This window comes from Micromonospora sp. WMMA1947, assembly GCF_027497355.1.
Lineage (GTDB): Bacteria > Actinomycetota > Actinomycetes > Mycobacteriales > Micromonosporaceae > Micromonospora.
Window position 1 is genome coordinate 2,058,698 of the sequence record NZ_CP114909.1, and the last position, 20,532, is coordinate 2,079,229.

A 20,532-nucleotide genomic window follows, 5' to 3' on the forward strand; every position below is an offset into this window, starting at 1 on the left:
CCTTGCGCGTGTACGAGGGCCGGTCAGCCCAGCGTCGCCAGCTCGTTGATCACGACGTTGGAGAGCAGCCGGCCGTCGGTCTGCACCCGGCGCAGGTACCACTTCTGCTGCGGGGTACGGGTCTGGTTGAACTGCCAGGTGCCGCGCGGGCTGTCCACCTGGCCGACCTTGCCGAGTGCCAGGTTGACCTGCTGCGGCGAGGGGTTCCCCCCGGCCAGCCGGATCGCCTTGTCCAGCACCAGCGCGGCGTCGTAGGAGGCCATCGCGTACGTGGTGGGCGCCGAGTTGAACGTCTTCCGGTACGCCGATGCGAAGATCCGGTTCGCGGTGTTGTTGAGGTCGGCCGAGTAGTTCAGCGCGGTCTCGATGCCGTACGACTCGATGAGCTTGCGCTCGCGGCCCTTCTCCCCGTCGTCGAGCTGGTCGAGCGCGGTGCCCTCGGTGAGGAAGCCGGGGGCGTAGATCGGCCCCCGGTAGCCCTGGGCGTAGAGCTGCTTGACGAACTGCACGGCCTGCGCGCCGGAGTAGTGGCAGAACACCGCGTCCGGCTTGCGCCCGAGCGCCTTGCGGATGGGCCCGGAGTAGAGCGACCGGGACGGGTTGGGGTCGTCCTCGGTGAAGATCGGGTCCTCGGTGAGCCGGCGGCCCCGCTCGTACGCGCGCCGCAGCCCTTCGATGACGTCCTGGCTGCCCGTGCCGCGGGTGCCGAAGATGGCGATCCGGCTGGAGGCGTCCAGCTTCTGGCGCAGGTACTCGCCGAGCGCCTCGCCGGGCTCGGTCAGCACGTACGACGTGCGCCAGATGTAGACGACGCCCTGGAGCGTCGCCGGGGAGGCGTTGGAGCCCAGCAGGGGCACCCGGGCCTCCTCGACCGCGTCCTTGATGCCGGTCATCACGGTCGGGCTGACCACGCCGGTGAGCGCGAGCACGCCCTCCTTGAGCAGCCGGTCGACGGCGGCCTTGCCGGTGGCGGCGGTGTCGCCCTCCTCGGCGGTCACGAGCGTGACCGGGTGGCCGGCGATCTGCTGACCGCGCATGCTGAGGAAGAGCTGGAAGCCGTTGGTGATCTCGTCGCCGATGGCCTTGTTCGCCCCGCTGCCGGGCACGATCAGTCCGACTTTGATCGGGCTGCCGGATCCGGTCTGCTCCCCGGAGTCGTCCCCCGAGCCGCACCCCGCCGCCAGTCCGGTGGTGCCCAGCGCGGCCAGCAGTTGCAGGGCCCGCCTGCGGTTCATCTGTGCCACCGACTTCCTTCCCGACGGGGCGGCCATGGTGCACGCCCCTTCGGCGTTCTACCTGGTCGACGACGCTGCGTCAATGCCCGGAAGATCATCGTGAAGCGACCGCAACGCCTCGACGACCTGCGGCCATGCGGTGGAGCCGGGTGCGATCAGCCCGAAATGCTCGCATTCGGGCAGCTCAACAAGCGTGGCGGAGCCGCCGGCGGCCCGATCGGCCGCTACCCAGGACCTGCTGATCGTGACCGGGACCTGTATATCTTGATCACCGTGAATGACTACTGTACGTGTTTGGATGGGTACCAATACCGATGGATCGGCCGCCGCGTACCGGTCCGGCACGTCGTCCGGGCCGCCGCCGAGCAACGCGGCCACCGCCCCCTCGTCCAGGTCCAGCCGGTACGCCTGCGCGAGGTCCGCCACCGGCGCGAGCGCGAGCACCCCGCCGACCGTTTCCGGGGCGTGCGCCGCCACGTACAGGGCCAGGTGCCCGCCCGCCGAATGACCGACCAGGATCGGCGGCACGGGCGCCACCCGGCCGGGCAGCGCGGCGGCGGCGAGTTCCGGCAGCGCGGCGATCCCGGCGCGGACGTCGGTGAGCGTGTGCGGCCATCCTCCGCCCGGCCGGCCGGTCCGGCGGTACTCGATCTGCGCGACCGGGTGGCCGAGCGCGGCGAACGCCGCCGCCATCGGGCCGGTGTGCCTCCGGTCGTACTCCGCCCGCCAGAAACCGCCGTGCACCACCACCACGAGCGGCCGGGGCGGTCCGTCGCCGGCCGGCAGGCGCAGGTCGGCGAGCTGGTCCGGGTGGTCGCCGTAGGGGACCGTGGCATCCGGGGGCGGGGACGGGCGGGTCAGCACCTCGCGCGGGTCGGAGAGCATGCGGCGACGGTAGCGTCCCGGAGGTCCGGCCGCGTGCGCATGGTCGGCGTGGGTAAAGATGGGTGCCATGACCGAAGCGCACTCCGCCGGACACGACGACGAACAGGGCAACGATGGCATCCCCGGCACCGTGGTGGTGGTCGGGCCGGACGGCCGCCCGGTCGGCACGGTGCAGACCGAGGAGGGCAAGGGCGAGGACCCGACCCGCCTGGTCGAGCAGCCGGCCAAGGTGATGCGGATCGGCAGCATGATCAAGCAGCTGCTGGAGGAGGTGAAGGCGGCGCCGCTGGACGACGCGAGCCGGAACCGGATGCGGGAGATCCACGAGCGCTCGATCGTCGAGCTGAAGGAGGGCCTCGCACCCGAGCTGCGCGAGGAGCTGGAGCGGATCTCGCTGCCGTTCACCGAGCAGCAGACGCCGAGCGAGGGCGAGCTGCGCATCGCGCATGCCCAGCTCGTGGGCTGGCTGGAGGGCCTGTTCCACGGCATCCAGGCCGCGCTGGTGGCCCAGCAGATGGCCGCCCGCGTCCAGCTGGAGCAGATGCGCTCGGGCCGTCAGGCGCTGCCCAGCGGCCCCGGCGGCGTGATTCCGGGCATGCCCGGGATGCCCGGCGGCGGCGAGGGCCACGCGCCCGGCCAGTACCTGTGACCCGTCGGCCGGGGCGCGCCGCACGCGCCCCGGCCGCTCAGTCCAGCTCGAAGACCTTCTCCAGGTACGCCGCGACGCCGTCCTCGGTGTTCGGCCCGGTGACCTCGTGGGCGATCTCCCGTACCGCCGGGTGGGCGTTGGCGACGGCCACCGCACGCCCGGCCCAGGCCAGCATCGGCACGTCGTTGGGCATGTCGCCGAAGGCCACCACGTCCCGCTCGTCGACGCCCAGCCGCTCCGCGTACCAGGCCAGGCCGGCCGCCTTCGTCACGCCGGCGGCCGAGATCTCGATCAAACCGCTGTACGACGAGTGGGTCGCCTCGGCCAGCCCTTCCAGCGCGCCCGCCACCACCCGCACGAACACGTCCGGATCCTGCTCACCGGCCCGCGCCAGCAGCTTCACCGCGGGCGCGGCCAGCAGCTCCTCGGGCGACTCGACGGCCCGGATCGCGTCGAGGTCGGCGTCCCAGCGCAGCGGATAGTGCGCCTCGTGCCGCATCTGCCGGCTGTCCACGATCTCCACGGCGAGACTCACGCCGGGTACCTCGGCGCGCAGTCGCCGGGCCACCTCCGCCAGCAGTTCCGGGGCGAGCGGATCGGCCCGCAGCACCTGGTCGGTGACCGGGTCGTACACCACCGCGCCGTTGGCGCAGATCGCCGGCAGCGGCGCGGCGAGCTGCTCGTACACGAGTTGGAGCCAGCGGATCGGACGGCCGGTGACCAGGACCACCGGAGTGCCGGCGGCGGCGATGCGGGCCAGCACCGCGGCGGTACGCGGGCTGAGCGTCCGATCGTCGCGCAGCAGCGTGCCGTCGATGTCGGAGGCGACGAGCCGAGGTGGATCTTCCATCACCGCGAGAGTAGCCGGTCCAGGTAGACCGCGACGCCGTCGTCGTCGTTGCGCAAGGTCACCTCGTCCGCCGCGGCGCGCACCTCCGGGTGGGCGTTCGCCACCGCCACCCGGGCCCATCCGGCCCAGTCGAACATCGGCAGGTCGTTCGGCTGGTCGCCGAAGACCAGCACGTCGGCCGGGTCCACCCCGAGCCGTTCGGCGACGACGCTCAGCCCGCTGGCCTTGTCGGTGCGGGGCGGGCAGATCTCGATGAACCCCAGCCCGGCCTGGGTGAGCGTGGCCACCTCCGGCGGCACGATCGCCCGTGCCGCCGCCAGCAGCTCGTCCACGTGGTGGTCGGCGGTCCGGGCGAACGCCTTGATCACGTCGCAGGACAGGCATTCCGTCCGGCTGCGCGCCTCGAACCGGTCCGGGTAGGGCCAGCTCGGGTGGTAGTCGCCCCACAGCGGCGCGTCGTGCTCGTCCGACGCCTCCACCATCACTGTCAGCGGGCCGACCGCCTCCTCCAGGTCCGTGAGGAGCCGGGCCAGCACCTCGCCGGGCAGCCGCTCGTCGCGCAGCACCAGCGGCCCGTCGGGGTCGCTCTGGTCCACCACCCGGCCGCCACCGGCCATCACCAGGAAGTCGGCGGCCCGGATGTCGTTGCGGGTGAGCTCGGTCAGGCGCGGTCCGCGTCCGGTCGCGCCGACCACCGGAATCCCGGCGGACCGCACCCGGTCCAGCACCCGATGGGTGTACGCGGAGACGGTCTCGTCGCTGCGGACGAGCGTCCCGTCGAGGTCGGTGGCGATCAGCTTGGGCAGTCCCGGGCGGGTCATGGTTCCTCCTTCGCCCGCCGCCGTCACGCCGGCCGTCCAGGTCTTCGGTGCCGCGACCATGGGACGGCGGGCAGCAACCGTATCTCGCGGAACAGGCGGCAACCACGGCTTTCCGGCGAATCGGCGGCGAAGCTCCGGTGGCCGTCGTCCGCGCTGCCGGAGCTGGATCAGTACGACCGTTCGGGGCCGGCGAACGGCACCGTGGGCTGCACCGTCAGGTCCGCCGGGGCCGGGGGCAGGTCGTCCTCGTCCACCCGGCGGCGACGGTCCGGCCGGTCGTCGTCCGGCTCCTTGTCGACGGGCGACCCGCCGGCCGCCCGGCCGGCCAGGTGCAGCGCGGCCGCCAGCAGCGCGACGGCGAGGAACGCGCTGACCAGGCCGCGGCCGTGCTCGACCTCCAGGCGCTGCTCGCCGACGAAGAACAGGATGCGCCGGGCCAGCTGTTCGAGGGAGGCGGCGGTCGCGACGAGCAACCCGAGCACACCGGCGGCGAGACCCAGCCCCGCCAGCCGGGCGTGCTGCCGCACCGCCGGGGCGCCGCGCAGCGCCAGCACCACCGCCACCGACAGCCCGAGCAGACCCATCAGGTACGCCGTCCCGAAGCCGCCGATCTCGGAGATGCCGCTGGTCAGCCGGGCCGGCGCGTCGTCGCCCCGGGTGTCGGCCGGCACCGTGATGGTCAGCCACTCGCCGATCAGCGAGGCGATCGCGGCCACCGCGCCCAGCCCGGTGAGCACTGTCGGCAGGCGGCGGTCCCGGCCCAGCGCGGCGAGCGAGCGCGCGGCCCGGCCGGACGGCTCCGGCTCGGCGTCGCCCCACTCGACGATCGTGGTGTCGTCGGACCGGTTGTCCTGCAGGGGGATTCGCTTGTCCTGCCGGGGAACGGGGAGATCCTGCGACATGGCCACCCTTCCCGTGCGCGGGCCTGGGTCGAATCATGGCACAGCCCGCTCCCGCCGGCCGGGATCGCGACCCCGAGGTGCGGTGCGGGGCGGCGCGCTTTCGGTTAGCGTCGGTGCCATGCCTATCCGTACCGCATCCGCTCGCTGGCAGGGCAACCTCACCGAGGGGTCCGGCACCGTCCGCACCGGCAAGGGCGGCCTGTCCGGCAACTACTCCTTCAAGTCGCGCTTCGAGGAGGGCGAGGGGACCAACCCCGAGGAGCTGATCGGCGCCGCGCACGCCGGCTGCTTCTCGATGGCGCTCTCCAAGCAGCTCGCCGACGCCGGCGCCCAGGAGACCGCGGTGGAGACCACCGCCAAGGTGCACTTCGACAAGACCGACGCCGGCATGACCGTGACCCGCATCGACCTGGAGACCGTGGGTCAGGTTCCGGGCATCGACCAGGCCGAGTTCACCAAGCTCGCCGAGGCGGCCAAGGAGAACTGCCCGATCTCCCGGCTGCTGTCGCCGGGCGCGCAGATCACGCTGAACGCCCGTCTGGCCTGACATCGCGTACGCCACGGCGGGGGTGTCCTGCGGGACGCCCTCGCCGTGCGGCGTGCCCACCGGGAGGGAGTGACCGGGCCGCGTGGCCGTGGAGATGAGCCGGGACCGGTTCGAGGAACTGGTCGGCGAGGCACTCGACGAGGTGCCCGAGGAACTGCTCGGGTTGATGAGCAACGTGGTCATCCTGGTGGAGGACGACCCGCCGCCGGGTGAGGACCTGCTCGGCCTGTACGAGGGGCACTCGCTCACCTCGCGCGGCTGGGACTACTCCGGCGTGCTGCCCGACCGCATCCTGATCTACCGCAACCCGATCCTGGCGATCTGCGACACCGACGACGACGTCGTCGACGAGGTCGCGATCACCGTGGTGCACGAGATCGCCCACCACTTCGGCATCGACGACGAGCGCCTGCACGCCCTGGGCTGGGGCTGACCGGCCCTCGGCGCGTCCCCGCTCGGCTGATCCCGGCGGTTGCGCAGGTCCCCTAACCTGCGGATCAGGCAGAACCCGATGCAGGAGGAAGACCCATGCGTAGCGCGCTGTTCTCCGCGGAGAACCTCGAGAAGGAGTCCCAGCAGCCGGGCATGCGGTTGCAGAACTCCAAGATGCTGAAGATCGAGCTGAACGGCGAGGCCATGGCCCGGGTCGGGTCGATGGTCGCCTACCAGGGGCAGGTGCAGTTCCAGGCACTCGGCTCCGGCGGCATCGGCAAGTTCATCAAGCAGCGGCTCACCGGCGAGGGCGTGCCGCTGATGAAGGTCTCCGGGCGCGGCGACGTCTTCCTCGCCGACTTCGCCAAGGACGTGCACGTCATCGACCTGGAGCCGGGCGACGCGCTGTCCATCAACGGCTCCAGCGTGCTGGCGTTCGACTCGACGCTCCAGTACGACATCAAGATGGTCGGCGGCGCCGGTTTCGCGTCCTCATCCGGCCTGTTCAACTGCGTCTTCACCGGGTACGGCCGGATCGCCATCACCACCAACGGCACCCCGGTGGTGCTCAACGTGGACGCGCCGACGTACGTGGACCCGCAGGCGGCGGTGTGCTGGTCGGCGAACCTCCAGACCGGCTACCACCGGGCCGAGCAGCTCGGCCTCGGCACGCTGCTCGGCCGCAGCACCGGTGAGGCGTTCACGATGAGCTTCGCCGGTCAGGGCTTCGTGGTGGTCCAGCCCTCGGAGGAGCCTCCGGTGGCCGGCAGCGGCTCCCAGCAGCAGGGCGGCGTGCTCGGCGGCCTGCTGCAGTGACCTTCCGGTGCCCGGGGCGTCCGCCGAGGTCGCCCCGGGCCGGTCAGGTCAGCTCGCCGGACCGCAGCCGGGCCACCCAGGCCGCCGCGTCGGCGTAGTCGGCGTCGGTGAGCCCGGGCGGCACCGGCGTCTGCTGGTCACCCGCCGCCGTGCTCCAGCGGTGCCGGGGGTACGACCCCAGGAACCGCACGTCGGCGCAGACCCGGCGCAGCCCCTGCAACGCCTCGCCGAGGCGTACGTCGGCGACGTGTCCGGCGCAGTCCAGGAAGAACACGTAGCGGCCGAGCGCCTCGCCGGTCGGGCGGGACTCGATCCGGGTCATGTTCACGCCGCGTACCGCCAGCTCCATCAGCACCGCCAGCAGGGCGCCCACCCGGTCGTGCGCGAGGCACACCGCGAGCGAGGTGAGATCGTCCCCGGTGGGCGGCGGGGGCGGCCCGGGGCGGGACACCAGCGCGAAGCGGGTCACCGCGTCCGGGTGGTCGGCGATCTTGTCGGCGAGCACCGCCAGCCGGTGCCGGGTCGCGCCGATCGGGGCGCAGATGGCGGCGTCGTACTCGCCGCTGGCCGCACCGGCCGCGGCGGCGCCGTTGGAGAGCACGTCGACCACTGTGGCGTCGGGCAGGTGCTCCCGCAGCCAGCCGCGGCACTGGGTGGACGCCTGCGGGTGTGCCGCGACGGAGCGGACGTCGGACAGCGTGGTGCCGGCGCGGGCGGCGAGCACGAAGTCCACCGGGAGGACCACCTCGCGGGTGATCACCAGCGGGTCGCCCTCGACCAGTTCGTCGAGCGTCACGCCGACCGCGCCGCCGATGGAGTTCTCCAGCGGCACCAGCGCCGCGTCCGCCTCCCCGGCGCGTACCGCGTCGAGCGCCTCACCGACGCTGCGGGCCGGTGTACGGTCCCCGCGCTCGGCGGCGGGCACCGTACGCAGGGCCTGCTCGGCGAAGGTGCCCTCGGGGCCCAGGTAGACGAAGCGGGTCGGCGGTGTTCCGGGCATGTCGACCAGCCTACGCACCTGGCGTGCCGTCGCAGGCCAGGGTACGGATGCCGACCGGCGCCAGGGTCCGCACCTCGACGCCGCACACGTCGGTGCCGGCGGTGACCAGCCTCGGCGTGCCGGTCTCGCCGCGCGTGACCACCTGCAACTCCTCGTGCCCGGTGACCGTCAGCACGGTGTACTGCCAGCCCTCGGCGCAGAGCGGACCGGTCGCCACGGTGACCCGGACGTCGCGGGGCAGTACGCCGGCGGATCCGCGCAGCAGCGCGACGATCCGGTCGCCGGACGGCCGTCCCCGGCAGGGCGCCGCCGACACCGGCACGGCCGGCGAGAGCGTGGGTGCCGGCGGTGGCACGGGTGCGGCCGAGGTCGCGCTCGGCGTGGGCGTGGCGGACACCGACGGGACCGGGAGTGGCGTGGCGGCGGCGGACGGCGCGCGCAGCTCGGGCGGGGCGCCGCAGGCGGTGAGGGCGAGCAGCGTCAGCAGCGCCAGCGGGCGGTGGCGGCGCCGGGGGTGTGGGGTGCGGGGCACGGGGGCGTCCTCGGGGCATCGAGGGATGTCGTCGTACGGTGGGGCCGAGGCCATCGTAGGAGCAGGACCGGCCGGGGTGAAGCGCGCCGGGTCAGACGGCGGAGAGGAAGGTGAGCGAGCCGGCCACCGCGCCGTCGGTGAGCACCGGCGTGGAGATGGCGTCGACCGTCCGGCCGGCGTCGGAGCCGGGCCCCTGCACCCGCAGCAGGCCGCGGGCGAGCCGCCCGGAGTGCAGCGCCAGCAACGGCGGGATCTTGTCGGTCTCCTGCTCGGTCAGCTCGCTGGGGCTCGCCGTGAAGTCGACCAGGCGCAGGCCGCCCTCCAGCAGCGGCAGACCGATCACGTCGTCCGGAGCGCCCAGGCAGAGCAGGTCGCAGCCGGACGAGGAGATCGCCACGACAGTGGTGCCGGCGTCGATCAGCAGGCACGGTTCGGCGGCCCGGGAGACCATGCCGGACCACTGCCCGAAGTTGTCGGACTCCTGCTCGGTGGATGCCGCGGGCGCGAACACTTCCGAGAGTGAGAGTTCGACGTGGGCCACCGCGCCTCCTATGTACACCGACGGTCTGTCCACGCTAGCCGGTCGGTGCGGCGGAAGCATCGGCTGCCGGGCGGCCGGCGACGGCGCGGACCGACGGAACCAGTCGGGGGCGGTGCCGTGGGCCGCGTGGCGTCGCCGGAGACGTTACCGGCGGGCGGCCCGCTTGTCAGCGGCCGTTCGGCCCTCGTCATACCACCGGTAGTCGGCGGTTGGACGGTACGTGCCGTTGAACCACGTGGCCGGCGCCTGGGCGACGCGGGAGAGCTTCTCGGCGGTGGCCGGGCTGATCCGGTTCCCGCCGGCCACGAGCAGGCGATCCAGCTCGCGGTGGGTGGCCATGAGGCAGTCCTTCGGCAGGCCGTAGACGCTGATCACCCCGGAGCCGACGAACGTCAGCACCGGGCTGACCGGGATCGGCAGGCCGACCGCGTCGGAGAGCGCCTTGCTGGCCCGCTTGGCGTCCCGGCGCGCCTCCGCCACGTACGGCGGGCGCTTGCCGTTGATCTGCACCACGTCTCCGGCGACGAGCACGCGGGCGCGGCCGTGGTCGGCGATGGTGACGGCGAACAGACCGCTCGGGCCGATCGCCAGGAAACCGGCCCGGTCGTCCCGGACGCGGTCGAACAGCATGTCGGCGGGATCCGTCCGGGGCCACTCGATGACGTGCCAGGCGGGACCGAGGTGGTCGAGTTGGCCCAGGGCGCGGGCCCCTGCTGCTTCCAACCGGCGGGCCCCCCGCTCCGCCCGGCGACGCCGGGCCCACTCCAATGGAGTCGGTCGGGCCGGCTCGAGCACCGAAGTGGCCTCGACCCGGGAGTGCGGCACCGTGCGGGGCGGCAGTGCCCTGCTCGGTACGGCCTGGCGAGCGGGAAAGACAGTCATCGCGACCTCCGGCAAAAGGTCTCTCGAAGTTATGTCTCCACTACCCTACGTTGCGCCCCCGGGGGCTCGGCAAGTTGGACCGCCGGAGTGAGTGCGGATGAATGCCATATTCATTCACACTTCTTTTCCGGATGGTGCGCAAGCCTGCCCTAGGCTGCGGAGGTGACCCACTATGTGGACAGCGAAGTCGCCCGACTCGGGACGGTACTGCTGCACCGCCCGGGACCGGAACTGGCCCGCCTCACCCCACGCAACAACGACAGTCTCCTGTTCGACGCTATCCCATGGGTGGGACGCGCGCAGGAGGAGCACGACGCGTTCGCGGCGGCGCTGCGCTCCCGCGGGGTGGAGGTGCTCTACCTGGCCGACCTGCTGGTCGAGACGCTCGCCGTGGCGGACGCCCGGGCCGAGCTGACCGAGCAGGTGCTGCGGTCCCGCCGGCTCGGCCACACCCTGCGGCGCCGGGTCGCCGACCATCTGACGTACCTCGACCCGGCCGGGCTGGCCGACGTGCTCACCGCCGGGCTCGCCCACGAGGAACTGCGCATCGGCGCGGACCGGCCCGGCGGTCTGGTCTGGACGCTGATGGACCGGCACGACTTCGTCATCGACCCGCTGCCCAACCTGCTGTTCACCCGGGACTCGTCGGTCTGGATCGGCGACCGGGTCGGCGTGACCAGCCTGGCCATGCCGGCCCGGCGGCGGGAGACCACGCTCACCGACGCGATCTACCGCTACCACCCGCGCTTCGTCGGCACCGAGTTCGTCTACCACCCCCGGCTGGAGCACCTGGAGGGCGGCGACGTGCTGCTGCTCGCCCCGGGGGTGCTCGCCGTCGGCGTCGGCGAACGCACCACCCCGGCCGGCGCGGAACGGCTGGCCCGGCAGGTGTTCGCGGCCGGCCTGGCACACACCATCCTGGTGGTGCCGATCGCGCAGGAACGCGCCACCATGCACCTGGACACGATCTGCACGATGGTCGACGTCGACGCCGTGCTGATGTACCCGAACGTCGCCCACGAGCTGTCCGCGTACACGGTCATCGCCGGCGCGGACGGCGACGACCTGCGGGTCGACGGCCCGGCGCCGTTCCTGCGGGCCGCCGCCGACGCGATGGACATCGACCAGCTCCGGGTGATCGACACCGGCCTCGACCCGGTCACCGCCGAACGCGAGCAGTGGGACGACGGCAACAACACGCTCGCGATCGCGCCCCGGCTGTGCGTGGGCTACGAGCGCAACGTGGAGACGAACGCGCACCTGGAGCGGGCGGGCATCGAGGTGATCGCGATTGCCGGGTCCGAGCTGGGGTCCGGGCGGGGCGGCCCGCGCTGCATGTCCTGCCCGCTGGTGCGGGAGAAGGGCGGGGCCGCCTGACCCGGAGACGTCAGCGCAGCGTCAGCTGGCGGCCGAGCAGACCCTGGCGGGCCCGGCGGCCGGCGGCGTCGAGCGGCTCCTTGTCCGCGACCGCCTCGGCGTAGCGCTTGGCGAACTCCGCCACCGGCGCCTCCCAGTCGGCGGCCGGGGTGTCCTCCGGCAGGTCCCAGACCGGCGCCAGCCGTCCGTGCGCCCGGAACATGCCCGCGAACTTCGTGTCGTCGCCGAGCGTCAGGGCCCCGGCCGCGGCGAGGCGGGACAGCGCGTCCAGCGCGGTGTCCTCGTCCTCCGGCAGGACCAGGCGCACGTGGGCCTTCTCCGGCACCTGGCACCAGTACGCGGCCCGCGCGGCGGCCAGCTTCACGGTCGGGTAGATCGCCGAGTTGGCCCGCTCCAGGGACGCCTGCACGTTCGGGTCGTCGGCGGCGCCCGGGTCCAGCCAGAAGTCGAACCCGTCGTGCATGGTGATCTCCAGCGGGCCGTCCACCAGGATGTCCTGGAGGCGGGGGCCCGGCCCGGGCAGCGGCGGCACGCTCACCTGGCCGCCCGGCTCGGTCCGCAGCGCGGAGATCAGCGCGTCGGCCAGGTCACGGGAGACGTCGCCGGACTGCTGGTGCCGCTGCAGGCCGATGAAGACCCGGCCGTCCGGCTTGGTCATCGCCGGGGCGGCCATCGGCAGCACGGTGGCCAGCGTGACCGGGCGGTCGCCGTACTCCTCGATCAGCTCCGGGGTCAGCCGCAGCGGCGCGGACGCGGCCGGGACCAGCTCGCGCAGGGCGATCCACTCCGGCTCGTCGGCCAGGCCCTCGAACGGCCGGGGGACGAAGACGTCGCGCACCTTCTCCCGCTTCGGGGTGGCCTCGCCGGCCCGCTGGTTCTTCCGACGCTTGCTCATGCGCCCGCTCCGCTCCGCTCGCCCATGGCGAGACAGCCTAGATGCCGGGCCTCGGCGGCGGGGGCCGGACCCGCCCGCCGCGTCGGTCAGCCGGCGGTGACCAGGTCCGGCCGGTGCGCCGGGACCGGGTCGAACCGGGCCCACACGCTCTGGCCCAGGCCGTCGCGCTCCACGCCCCAGCCGCTGGCGAGCCCGGCGACGATGTGCAGTCCGCGCCCGTCGGCGGCGTCCGGCGCGGCGGTACGCATGCACGGGCCGGCACCGGATCCGCCGTCGGTGACCCGGAGCTCGACGCTCGGCCCCTGCCCGGTCGGGTGCAACCGCCAGGCGACCCGCACCACGCCGCCGGGCAGGGCGTCGGCGTGCCGGACCGCGTTGCCCACCAGTTCGGCGAGGACCGCGACCAGGTCGGCCAGCAGGACCGGGGGTACGACACCGGTCAGCTCGTCGGCGAGCCGGTGCCGGGCCAGACGCGCGCCGGTGGGGTCGTGGGGCACCACCACGCACCACGACCGTTCGGCCGAACCAGTCGACACGTCGTTCCTTTCCCGCCCGTGAGCGCCCCGGTCAACCCCGGGGCAGCCGCACCTCTGCGACCGTACCGCCACCGGCTCTGGGCCGGAGGGATACCCATCCGTTCTGCTGTTCAACGATCTGGCGGACGAGATAGAGACCGAGTCCGGCGCCGGGGTAGCGCCGGCGGTCGCCGGACTCCCCCTGCCAGAACCGGTCGAAGGCCCGCTCGACGTGTTCCGGACGGATGCCGATGCCCCGGTCGGCCACCCGGAACGAGACGGTCCGTTCGTTCGCCTCGGCGGTGATCTCGATCGGCGTGTCCGGCAGCGAGTACTTTCCGGCGTTGGTGCCCAGTTCGGTGAGCACCGTGGCGAGGCTGTGCCGGTCGCCGAGCGCCTTGGGCAGGTCGGTGGGCAGGTCGAGGGCGACCCGGTGCCGGACGTCCGCCGGCAGGTCGGCGACCGCCGCGCGCAGCGCGTCGACCAGGTCGAAGGGCGCGGCCGGCTCGCCGCCGGGACGGTTCTCGGTGGCGGCGGTCAGCAGCCGGTCGACCAGGCGGGCCAGTTCGTTCGCCCGTTGGCCGATGATCCGGGCGGCCTGCCTCCGGTCGCTGTCGCTCAGCGAGTCCCAGTGGTCGGTGAGCGTGTCCGCGTACCCCTTGATCACGGTGACCGGGGTGCGCAGCTCGTGGCTGGTCACCGCGACGAACAGATCGCGGTCGTGGTCGCGGCGCTGCTGGTCGGTGGTGTCGCGGAAGCTGACCACCCGCAGCGCGTTCGGGCCGGGCAGTTCGCCGGAGGTGATCCGCAGCCAGCGGCCGTCCGGCAGCCGGTGGTCGAGCACCTGGCCGGGAGGCGGCAGCGGGAACGGCAGCGGACGGCTCAGCGCCTCGTCCGCGGGCCGGCCGGTCACCTCGACCGCGGCCGGGTTCCAGAGCCGGACCCGCCCGTCCCGGTCCACCACCGCCAGTCCGTCGGCGAGCGCCGCCACCACCGGGCCGTCCCCGTGTACGGGCAGGCCGGTCTGATCGCCGTACATGTGGGCGATGCACGCGGCGACGTAGCCGATGACGGCGCGTTGCGCCGGCTGCGGCGGCTCATCGAGCGGGTAGAGCGCGTGCAGGCTGCCGACGGTGAGCCCGCCGATCTCGGCGCGCGCCACGATCATCCGGCAGAGGCCACGGCCGACGACCTCGTCGGCGAGCGCGCCGGGGATCGCGTCGACCCGGACCTCCCGCACCGGCGGACCGGCGAGCAGGCAGACGGTGGCCGGGTCGCTGGGGGGCAGCGGACGGCCCAGCACGAACTCGGCTCTGCCGGTCGCCGCGATCACCCGGCCCCCGGCCGGGGTGAACTCCACGAAGACCAGGCCGGCCGCGCCGACCGCCGGTTCGACCTCGCGGAGCAGGCGGGTGAGCACGGCGAGACCGGACTCGCCCGAGTTGATCATGTTGATCACTGCGGTGTGGCCGGCGATGAAGGCGGGGTAGTCGGTTCGCTCCGGCATGTCCCGAGTGTGCCGCGCCGTCCGCGTCCGGGACACCCCCGGCCGGTCGACCGTTCCCGGTACCGATCGACGGGACTCACCGGCCCAACCGGGCCAACGCGTGGGCCGGCCGGTCCGTGATCACCCCGTCCACGCCCGCTTCCAGCACGAGTTCCAGATCCTCCGGCTCGTTGACGGTCCAGACGTACACCGCGTTGCCGGCGGCGCGCAGCGCGGGCACCAGGCGCGGGCGGGCCCGGACCAGGTCCACGCCGGGGCCGGCGATCCGGGTGCCGAACGGCAGCCGGCCCAGCGGCAGCAGGAGGCGCGGCAGCACCTCCAGCAGCAGCACCGTGGGCAGGGCCGGGGCGAGTTCCCGGATCCGGCGTACGGCGAGCGGCGAGAACGACATCACCGTCACCTGGACCGGATGGTCCGGGCGGGGCTCGGCCAGCCCGTACCGGCGCAGCATCTCGACCAGGCGGCGCTCGACCTCGCCCCGGTAGCGGGACGGGTGCTTGGTCTCGATCAGCAGCCGGACCGGCCGCCCGGCGCCCAGCACCGCGTCGAGCAGCCGCTCCAGCGTGAGCAGCCGGGTGTGCGACTCGTCCAGCGGCGCGTCGTCCTCGGCGAGCGTCGCGGCGCGGTGCCAGGAGCCGAAGTCCAGCGCCTCCAGCTCGGCGAGCGTCCGCGCGCTGACCAGCCCACGGCCGTTGCTGGTGCGGTCCAGCCGACGGTCGTGCACGCAGACCAGATGCCCGTCGCGGGTCAGCCGGACGTCGCACTCCAGCCCGTCCGCGCCCTCGTCGAGAGCGCGCAGGTAGGCGGCGAGCGTGTGCTCCGGCAGGTCGTACGAGGCGCCGCGGTGGGCGAAGACCAGGGGGACGGTCATGGCCGCGTCACCCGGCTCAGGCGACCCGGCCCGGCTGCCCGTCGTCGGTGACCACCGGACGGCCGGCGGCGGCCCAGTCGCCCATCCCGCCGTCGACGTTGCGGACCTGGTCCCAGCCGTTGCGCATGAGGTAACCGACCACCTGGGCGGACCGGCCGCCGGAGCGGCAGATCACCGCCACGTCGCGGTCCTGCGGGATCTCGGCGATCCGGGCGGGCAGCTCGGTCATCGGCAGGTGGTGGGCGGCCGGCGCGTGGCCGGCGGCCCACTCGTCGTCCTCGCGGACGTCGAGCAGGTAGACGTCGTCGGGCACGGCCGACGCGGGGACGCTGGGTAGTGAGGCTCCGAACACGGTGACCAAGCCTAGTCGCACACGCCGCTCACAGCCGGTTGACCCAGCGCGGGTTGGCGCCGGCCCATTCCGGCACGCGCGTGTCGCGCAGCGCGGTGAACAGCCCGCCGCCGCCGTTGTCCAGGACCACGTACGAGACGCCGTCGATGGTCTGCGGGTAGGAAGGCACCTGGACCCCGCGCAGGGCGTCCGCGGGCAGGCCGCGCAGCGCGAACAGCAGCTCGTCCAGGGGTACGCCGTTGGTGTCGACAGTCAGCGCCCCGCCTGCCGCGCGCAGCACCCGGTCCAGCTTGACCGGGTCGCTGCGCAGTCGCGTCTCGCCCGCCCGGTCGAGCATCGCCCGCAGCATCTGCTGCTGGTGCCGCTGCCTGTCGAAGTCGCCGCCGGGCAGGTCGTAGCGCTGTCGCACGTAGTCGAGCGTCCGCGCGCCGTCCATCTGCTGGCAGCCGGTGTCGAACTGATGCCGGGTGTGGATCGAGCGCACCGGCGTGTCCACGCACATCCGGATGCCGCCGAGCTGGTCGATCACCTGCTTGAAGCCGGAGAAGTCGACGAGCGCGGCGCCGTCGAAGCGGACCCCGGTGAGCCGGCTCAGGGTGGCGCTGAGCAGCCGCGCGCCGCCCTCGCCGCCGCCGCCGTGCTCGTACGCGGCGTTGACCTTGTCCTGGCCGCCGGGGAAGCCTGGCGCCGGGGGGAGCGCCACCAGCAGGTCGCGCGGTACGGAGATCAGGTACGCCTGCCGCATCCCGGCCGGTACGTGCACGATCAGGATGCTGTCGGAGCGCTGGTCCTCCGGGTTCGCGCCGGGCCGGTGGTCCGAGCCGATCAACAGGTAGTTGAGCGCGCCGTCCAGGTCTGTCCGCTTCTTCCGGGCGGCCGGGTCGAGCAGTTGCTCCTTGGCGACGGTGCTGTCGTAGCGCGAGGTGAGCCAGTGCAGCCCGGCGACGCCGAGCGTGGCGAGCAGGACCAGCACGAGGCCGGTGCCGAGCAGGAACCGGGCCCAGCGGGCGGGTCCACCCCGCCCGCGTCGGTTCCGTGCTGGCCTGGACGTGACGATCCCCCCGTAGCCGCGACATGAGACCCGCTCACGTCAGGCTACGGGGGGATCGGCCGACCGTTACCGCTTTCGCGCAGGTCAGCGGGTCATTTCCGGGTGGAGAGGACGTCCGGGTTGTTCACCACGAAGTCGGCCAGCTTGTCGTTCTTGACCGCCTTGAACATGTCCATCGTCGTCTCGTTGAACGTCTCCCGGCCGTTGTCGTTGCCCGCGAAGGTGCCGCCGTTGGTCCGCAGGGTGACCAGGTCGTTCCCGTTGAGGTTCTTGAGCGTGAAGATGAAGTTGGCGATCGGCACGCCGCCGGTGTCCAGGACGAACGCCTTGCCCGCTGCCTTCATCAGCGAGTTCAGCTTCAGCGGGTTGGTCAGCATGCCGCCCTCGGTGGCCTTCTTGGCCATCGCCTTGATCAGCTGCTGCTGGTTCTGCTGCCTGTCGTAGTCGCTGTTCGGCAGGCCGTAGCGCTGGCGGGAGTAGTCGAGCGCCTCCCAGCCCTCCATCTCCCGGCAGCCCTTCTTGTGCACCACTGCCTTGTACGGCTTGCCGGTCTTCTTCGCGTCGGCGTTCCACATCGGCTTGCCGTCGACGTACGACATGTGGTGCGACTTGACCTCGTGGCTCACGCAGATCCGCACCGAGCCGAGCGCGTCGATCACGCTCTTGAAGCCGCCGAAGTTGATGATCGCGGCGCCGTCGAAGCCGATCCCGGTCATCGACTTGATCGTCTTGGCCATCAGCTGCGCGCCGCCCTCCCAGCCGCCGCCGTTCTGGGCGCCGTGGAAGAAGGCCGCGTTGATCTTGTCGGTGCCGCCCTTGTAACCGCTCTTCTCGAACGCCGGGATACGCGCCTCGGTGTCCCGGGGGATCGAGATCAGGTACGCCTGGTCGTGGCTGGCCGGGATGTGCAGGATGATGATCGTGTCCGACCGGACGTCGTCGGCGGCCCAGCGCTCGCGGGCGTCCACACCGAGCAGCAGCATGTCGATCGGGCCTTCGAGGCTGTTGCCGCCCTCGGCCTCGCTCTTGCCCGCCCCGCCGAGCAGGTTGCGCTGGGCGATGTTGTCCGTGGCCTGGCCGATGACCGCCTTGCTGCCGACGATCGCGACGCCACTGGTCACCATCAGCACGGCGCCGAGCACGAGCGTGAGCTTCGCCCAGAGCGGGTCCTTGCGCTTGGTGCGCTTCTTCTTGCCACCGCCGGGACCGCGACCGCCGGAACCAGGCTGTGTGGGGATGACCGGAGGGACCCGCCCGGATGATCCGGGTGCCGGTGACTGCGGGCGACGGCTGGTCTGGACCGACATGCGTGCTCCAGCTCGGTGATCGGGGGCGGGACCACTTTACGTATCTGTTCCCGTTCTCGCGACCTCGTAGGCTCGCAATTCCCGTCAATACCGGCCACCGTTCCCGGGTTGTGGCCGAACGGGCAGGGGTAAGGAGCCGGTCGGCGGTTGGCCTCCGTGGTGGCGAGGCTCTAACGCGCGGTACCGGTCGTGTCGTGCCGGCGTCAGCCGCCCGCGTTGTCGCCCGAACCCTTCTTGTTGGCCTGCATCCACTCGGCCATCCGGTCCGCGGCGATCGCCTTGTACATCGCCAGCGCCTTCTCCCGGTCGGAGACCACCACCGACTGGCCGTCGATGGTCTGGCCGCCCAGGTGCGGGCTGGTGACGAACGTCAGGTTGTCGCCCCGCAGGCTGCGGAACTGCACTGCCATGTCGGTCAACGAGAATCCCTGGTCGACCGTGACGGCGGCGGTCACCGCCTTGAGGAAGTCGTTCAGCTTCTTCGGGTTGGTCAGCGTCCCGGTGCTGGCCGCCTTGTCCATCAGCGCCTTCAGGAACTCCTGCTGGTGCCGCATCCGGGCGAAGTCGCCGTCCGGGAACTGCTTGCGCTGCCGGACCCAGTCCAGCGCCTCGGCGCCGTTCATGTGGTTCACGCCCTTGGTGAACGTCCGGTACGGCTTGTGGATCGAGGTGATGGTCCGCTCCACCTTGAGGTCGACCCCGCCCAGGGCGTCGGTGACCTCCTTGAAACCGCCGAAGTCGATGGCCATGACGTGGTCGATCCGTACGTCGGTGAAGCACTCCACGGTCTTCACCGCGAGCGGCAGGCCGCCGAACGCGAACGCCGCGTTGATCTTGTTGCGTGACCCGGAGTCACAGGACGCGCCGGCGCTCTCCGGGATCGGCACGTACAGGTCACGCGGCACCGACACCAGGTAGGCGCTCTTGTGGTCGGACGGGATGTGCATGACGATCACGGTGTCCGCGCGCCACTTGCCGGAGCCGTCGACAGGGGCGTCCGGATCGCGCGAGTCGCTGCCGACGAGAAGGATGTTGAACGCGCCGTCGACCTGCTTGGCCGGCCGTCCCCCGGTGATCCCGGCGAACGGGTCGGTGCGGGCCAGGTCGTCGTCCAGGTTGCGGGCGTAGAACCAGGCGCCGAGGCCGCCGAGCAGCGCCAGCACCAGCACCGCCACCCCGGCCACCAGGCCGATGCGCCCCCAGCGCGGCCGAGGTCCACGCCGCCCGGACCCGCCCGGCCCACCGCCACCCGGGCCACCGGGACCGATCGGGCCGGCCGGGCCGCCGGGACCGCCGGAGCGGGGCGCCTCGTCGTGTGCGGGGTACCACCTGGCTTCCGAGGGGCGGGCGCGCCCGGTGGCGGCCCGGTCGGAGCCGGGAACCGAGGCGCGGCCCGCGCCCCGGCTGAGGTGTCGGGGGATCGGGGCGCCGGCAGACGAGGTCGCTGACATGTAACCGAGGGTAGGTCGGCCGGGCCACCGACGCCCTCGTACGCGCGCCGATGTCAGCCGCGTCCCCGGCGGGTTCAGTACCCGAGACGCCCGCGGAAGTACTCGATCGTGCGCCGGAGGCCGTCTTCGGGCGTGACGCTCGGCTCGTATCCCAGCAGTTCGCGGGCGAGGGTCAGGTCCGGGCGCCGCATCTCCGGGTCATCGGAAGCACGCGTGATGTAGCTCACCTCGGACGTGCTTCCGGTGAGTGACACGATCGTCTCGGCGAGTTGTCGCATCGACATCTCGTGCTCGGTGCCGCAGTTGATCGGCCCGGTCTGGGTCGAGTCGAGCAGCAGCAGGATGCCGCGCACCAGATCGTCGACGTAGCAGATCGAGCGGGTCTGGTTGCCGGTGCCGTGCACCGTGATCGGCTCGCCGCGCAGCGCCTGGGAGATGAACGTCGGGATGGCCCGGCCGTCGTCCGGGCGCATCCGCGGGCCGTACGTGTTGAAGATCCGCACGATCGCGGTGTCGGTGCCCCGGCTGCGGTGGTACGCCATGGTGGCCGCCTCGGAGAAGCGCTTCGCCTCGTCGTAGACGCTCCGGATGCCGATCGGGTTGACGTTGCCCCAGTACGTCTCGCGCTGCGGGTGCTCCTTCGGGTCCCCGTACGCCTCGGACGTGGAGGCCATCAGGAACCGCGCGCCGTCGTCGGTGGCCCGCTCCAGCAGCGCCAGCGTGGCCACCGAGCCGACCCGGAGGATCTCCACCGGCAGCTTCTCGAAGTCGGTGGGGCTGGCCGGGGACGCCATGTGCAGGATCGCGTCGAACCGCTCGGCCATCGCCGGGTGCTGCGGCAGGCCGTCGGAGATGTCCGCCTCGACGAGCGTGAAGGTCGGCTTGTCCAGCAGGTGGGCCACGTTGTCCTTGGACCCGGTGACGAAGTTGTCCAGCACCACGACCGTGCAACCGCGCTCGACGAGCCGGTCGACCAGGTGGGACGGGACGAAACCGGCGCCGCCGGTGACGAGGATGCGGTGTCCGGTACCGAAGCGGGGAGCGACCTTCATGGCGGTCAGCCTATACACGCGAGGCGGGGCCCCCGCGCAAGGCAGGGGCCCCGGTCGAGCGT

The 20,532-nt window shown here is 72.7% G+C and carries 23 protein-coding genes; 5 read left to right on the forward strand and 18 right to left on the reverse strand.

Features of this window, described 5'->3' with window-relative positions; all coding sequences use genetic code 11:
- Positions 1-23: 23 nt before the first annotated feature.
- Positions 24-1,244: an ABC transporter substrate-binding protein gene (locus O7604_RS09935; protein ID WP_281579486.1), complete on the reverse strand. Its 1,221-nt coding sequence runs from the start codon at positions 1,242-1,244 to the stop codon at positions 24-26.
- Positions 1,245-1,292: 48 nt separating this feature from the next.
- Entirely contained in the window at positions 1,293-2,120 is an 828-nt protein-coding gene (locus tag O7604_RS09940) for an alpha/beta hydrolase (RefSeq protein WP_281579487.1), read from the reverse strand.
- Between the two features lie 58 nt (positions 2,121-2,178).
- Here O7604_RS09940 and O7604_RS09945 point away from each other — a divergent pair, with 58 nt between their 5' ends.
- Positions 2,179-2,769, forward strand: coding sequence for a bacterial proteasome activator family protein (locus O7604_RS09945; protein WP_269703423.1), 591 nt, complete (start codon positions 2,179-2,181; stop codon positions 2,767-2,769).
- 37 nt (positions 2,770-2,806) lie between these two features.
- On the opposite strand, the gene O7604_RS09950 is transcribed toward O7604_RS09945, so the two are convergent.
- The 3 genes from O7604_RS09950 to O7604_RS09960 form a co-directional block, all read right to left on the reverse strand.
- Positions 2,807-3,619, reverse strand: coding sequence for an HAD family hydrolase (locus tag O7604_RS09950; RefSeq protein ID WP_269703424.1), 813 nt, complete (start codon positions 3,617-3,619; stop codon positions 2,807-2,809).
- Complete coding sequence (locus O7604_RS09955) at positions 3,619-4,440, reverse strand: HAD family hydrolase (RefSeq protein ID WP_269703425.1); 822 nt, start codon at positions 4,438-4,440, stop codon at positions 3,619-3,621. The genes O7604_RS09950 and O7604_RS09955 overlap by 1 nt, the downstream gene beginning before the upstream one ends.
- A gap of 167 nt (positions 4,441-4,607) precedes the next feature.
- Positions 4,608-5,342: a hypothetical protein gene (locus tag O7604_RS09960; protein WP_269703426.1), complete on the reverse strand. Its 735-nt coding sequence runs from the start codon at positions 5,340-5,342 to the stop codon at positions 4,608-4,610.
- 118 nt (positions 5,343-5,460) lie between these two features.
- Here O7604_RS09960 and O7604_RS09965 point away from each other — a divergent pair, with 118 nt between their 5' ends.
- The 3 genes from O7604_RS09965 (at position 5,461) to O7604_RS09975 (ending at position 7,137) form a co-directional block, all read left to right on the forward strand.
- Entirely contained in the window at positions 5,461-5,889 is a 429-nt protein-coding gene (locus O7604_RS09965) for an OsmC family protein (RefSeq protein WP_013289315.1), read from the forward strand.
- A gap of 88 nt (positions 5,890-5,977) precedes the next feature.
- On the forward strand, positions 5,978-6,322 hold the full coding sequence (locus tag O7604_RS09970; protein WP_181726620.1) for a metallopeptidase family protein: 345 nt from the start codon (positions 5,978-5,980) through the stop codon (positions 6,320-6,322).
- A 95-nt stretch (positions 6,323-6,417) separates the two neighbouring features.
- Positions 6,418-7,137: an AIM24 family protein gene (locus O7604_RS09975; protein WP_281579488.1), complete on the forward strand. Its 720-nt coding sequence runs from the start codon at positions 6,418-6,420 to the stop codon at positions 7,135-7,137.
- Between the two features lie 43 nt (positions 7,138-7,180).
- Here the strand turns inward: O7604_RS09975 and pheA are convergent, their stop codons facing one another.
- The 4 genes from pheA to O7604_RS09995 all read right to left on the reverse strand — a co-directional run bounded on the left by pheA (position 7,181) and on the right by O7604_RS09995 (position 10,092).
- Positions 7,181-8,137, reverse strand: coding sequence for a prephenate dehydratase (pheA, locus tag O7604_RS09980; protein ID WP_281579489.1), 957 nt, complete (start codon positions 8,135-8,137; stop codon positions 7,181-7,183).
- A gap of 10 nt (positions 8,138-8,147) precedes the next feature.
- The gene (locus tag O7604_RS09985) at positions 8,148-8,723 is read right to left on the reverse strand and encodes a hypothetical protein (RefSeq protein WP_281579490.1); all 576 of its coding nucleotides are present in this window, start codon (positions 8,721-8,723) and stop codon (positions 8,148-8,150) included.
- A 37-nt stretch (positions 8,724-8,760) separates the two neighbouring features.
- A complete protein-coding gene (locus O7604_RS09990) occupies positions 8,761-9,210 on the reverse strand; it encodes a hypothetical protein (RefSeq protein WP_281579491.1) in 450 nt (149 codons plus the stop codon).
- A 144-nt stretch (positions 9,211-9,354) separates the two neighbouring features.
- Complete coding sequence (locus O7604_RS09995) at positions 9,355-10,092, reverse strand: hypothetical protein (protein WP_281579492.1); 738 nt, start codon at positions 10,090-10,092, stop codon at positions 9,355-9,357.
- 162 nt (positions 10,093-10,254) lie between these two features.
- Here O7604_RS09995 and O7604_RS10000 point away from each other — a divergent pair, with 162 nt between their 5' ends.
- A complete protein-coding gene (locus tag O7604_RS10000; RefSeq protein ID WP_269703435.1) occupies positions 10,255-11,469 on the forward strand; it encodes an arginine deiminase in 1,215 nt (404 codons plus the stop codon).
- A 10-nt stretch (positions 11,470-11,479) separates the two neighbouring features.
- Here O7604_RS10000 and O7604_RS10005 read toward each other — a convergent pair whose 3' ends face one another.
- From O7604_RS10005 to O7604_RS10045, 9 genes are all read right to left on the reverse strand, one after another.
- On the reverse strand, positions 11,480-12,364 hold the full coding sequence (locus O7604_RS10005) for a DUF5926 family protein (RefSeq protein ID WP_281579493.1): 885 nt from the start codon (positions 12,362-12,364) through the stop codon (positions 11,480-11,482).
- Positions 12,365-12,450: 86 nt separating this feature from the next.
- Entirely contained in the window at positions 12,451-12,900 is a 450-nt protein-coding gene (locus tag O7604_RS10010) for an ATP-binding protein (RefSeq protein WP_269703438.1), read from the reverse strand.
- Positions 12,901-12,931: 31 nt separating this feature from the next.
- The gene (locus O7604_RS10015) at positions 12,932-14,386 is read right to left on the reverse strand and encodes an ATP-binding protein (protein ID WP_269703440.1); all 1,455 of its coding nucleotides are present in this window, start codon (positions 14,384-14,386) and stop codon (positions 12,932-12,934) included.
- A 76-nt stretch (positions 14,387-14,462) separates the two neighbouring features.
- A complete protein-coding gene (locus tag O7604_RS10020) occupies positions 14,463-15,257 on the reverse strand; it encodes a glycerophosphodiester phosphodiesterase family protein (RefSeq protein ID WP_269703441.1) in 795 nt (264 codons plus the stop codon).
- Positions 15,258-15,273: 16 nt separating this feature from the next.
- Complete coding sequence (locus tag O7604_RS10025) at positions 15,274-15,609, reverse strand: rhodanese-like domain-containing protein (protein ID WP_013289303.1); 336 nt, start codon at positions 15,607-15,609, stop codon at positions 15,274-15,276.
- A gap of 28 nt (positions 15,610-15,637) precedes the next feature.
- A complete protein-coding gene (locus O7604_RS10030) occupies positions 15,638-16,573 on the reverse strand; it encodes an LCP family protein (RefSeq protein ID WP_269706964.1) in 936 nt (311 codons plus the stop codon).
- A gap of 179 nt (positions 16,574-16,752) precedes the next feature.
- The gene (locus O7604_RS10035) at positions 16,753-17,967 is read right to left on the reverse strand and encodes an LCP family protein (RefSeq protein ID WP_269703443.1); all 1,215 of its coding nucleotides are present in this window, start codon (positions 17,965-17,967) and stop codon (positions 16,753-16,755) included.
- 203 nt (positions 17,968-18,170) lie between these two features.
- A complete protein-coding gene (locus O7604_RS10040; RefSeq protein ID WP_269703444.1) occupies positions 18,171-19,418 on the reverse strand; it encodes an LCP family protein in 1,248 nt (415 codons plus the stop codon).
- A gap of 74 nt (positions 19,419-19,492) precedes the next feature.
- The gene (locus O7604_RS10045) at positions 19,493-20,470 is read right to left on the reverse strand and encodes an NAD-dependent epimerase/dehydratase family protein (protein ID WP_269703445.1); all 978 of its coding nucleotides are present in this window, start codon (positions 20,468-20,470) and stop codon (positions 19,493-19,495) included.
- Between the last annotated feature and the right edge of the window lie 62 nt (positions 20,471-20,532).